Origin of the sequence: Citrobacter sp. wls826, assembly GCF_005281245.1 — a bacterium.
In the GTDB taxonomy this organism is placed as follows: Bacteria; Pseudomonadota; Gammaproteobacteria; order Enterobacterales; family Enterobacteriaceae; genus Citrobacter; species Citrobacter braakii.
The window spans coordinates 1-2058 of record NZ_SZWS01000042.1; the positions used below are offsets into that span (position 1 = coordinate 1).

General features: G+C 52.1%; 1 rRNA gene. It reads right to left on the bottom strand.

What is annotated here, in order from left to right:
• Nucleotides 1-2058, bottom strand: a 23S ribosomal RNA gene (locus FDW87_RS09540); the annotation flags it as partial.

The window sequence follows — 2058 nt, forward strand, 5'->3', positions numbered from 1 at the left end:
ACGGGTCTACGTTAGAACACCAGCCATTAAAGGGTGGTATTTCAAGGTTGGCTCCATGCAGACTGGCGTCCACACTTCAAAGCCTCCCACCTATCCTACACATCAAGGACCAGTGTTCAGTGTCAAGCTATAGTAAAGGTTCACGGGGTCTTTCCGTCTTGCCGCGGGTACACTGCATCTTCACAGCGAGTTCAATTTCACTGAGTCTCGGGTGGAGACAGCCTGGCCATCATTACGCCATTCGTGCAGGTCGGAACTTACCCGACAAGGAATTTCGCTACCTTAGGACCGTTATAGTTACGGCCGCCGTTTACCGGGGCTTCGATCAAGAGCTTCTCCTTACGGATAACCCCATCAATTAACCTTCCGGCACCGGGCAGGCGTCACACCGTATACGTCCACTTTCGTGTTTGCACAGTGCTGTGTTTTTAATAAACAGTTGCAGCCAGCTGGTATCTTCGACTGATTTCAGCTCCATGAGTAAATCACTTCACCTACATATCAGCGTGCCTTCTCCCGAAGTTACGGCACCATTTTGCCTAGTTCCTTCACCCGAGTTCTCTCAAGCGCCTTGGTATTCTCTACCTGACCACCTGTGTCGGTTTGGGGTACGATTTCGTGTTACCTGATGCTTAGAGGCTTTTCCTGGAAGCAGGGCATTTGTTACTTCAGCACCGTAGTGCCTCGTCATCACACCTCAGCGTTAGCAAGACTCCGGATTTACCTGGAATCTCCGCCTACATGCTTAAACCGGGACAACCGTCGCCCGGCTAACATAGCCTTCTCCGTCCCCCCTTCGCAGTAACACCAAGTACAGGAATATTAACCTGTTTCCCATCGACTACGCCTTTCGGCCTCGCCTTAGGGGTCGACTCACCCTGCCCCGATTAACGTTGGACAGGAACCCTTGGTCTTCCGGCGTGCGGGTTTTTCACCCGCATTATCGTTACTTATGTCAGCATTCGCACTTCTGATACCTCCAGCATGCCTCACAGCACACCTTCAACGGCTTACAGAACGCTCCCCTACCCAACAACACATAGTGTCGCTGCCGCAGCTTCGGTGCATGGTTTAGCCCCGTTACATCTTCCGCGCAGGCCGACTCGACCAGTGAGCTATTACGCTTTCTTTAAATGATGGCTGCTTCTAAGCCAACATCCTGGCTGTCTGTGCCTTCCCACATCGTTTCCCACTTAACCATGACTTTGGGACCTTAGCTGGCGGTCTGGGTTGTTTCCCTCTTCACGACGGACGTTAGCACCCGCCGTGTGTCTCCCGTGATAACATTCTTCGGTATTCGCAGTTTGCATCGGGTTGGTAAGTCGGGATGACCCCCTAGCCGAAACAGTGCTCTACCCCCGAAGATGAGTTCACGAGGCGCTACCTAAATAGCTTTCGGGGAGAACCAGCTATCTCCCGGTTTGATTGGCCTTTCACCCCCAGCCACAAGTCATCCGCTAATTTTTCAACATTAGTCGGTTCGGTCCTCCAGTTAGTGTTACCCAACCTTCAACCTGCCCATGGCTAGATCACCGGGTTTCGGGTCTATACCCTGCAACTTAACGCCCAGTTAAGACTCGGTTTCCCTTCGGCTCCCCTATTCGGTTAACCTTGCTACAGAATATAAGTCGCTGACCCATTATACAAAAGGTACGCAGTCACCCCATAAAGAGGCTCCCACTGCTTGTACGTACACGGTTTCAGGTTCTTTTTCACTCCCCTCGCCGGGGTTCTTTTCGCCTTTCCCTCACGGTACTGGTTCACTATCGGTCAGTCAGGAGTATTTAGCCTTGGAGGATGGTCCCCCCATATTCAGACAGGATACCACGTGTCCCGCCCTACTCTTCGAGTTCACAACACATGCACTTTTGTGTACGGGACTATCACCCTGTACCGTCGGACTTTCCAGACCGTTCCACTACCACACATGCTGATTCAGACTCTGGGCTGCTCCCCGTTCGCTCGCCGCTACTGGGGGAATCTCGGTTGATTTCTTTTCCTCGGGGTACTTAGATGTTTCAGTTCCCCCGGTTCGCTTCATTACGCTATGTATTCACG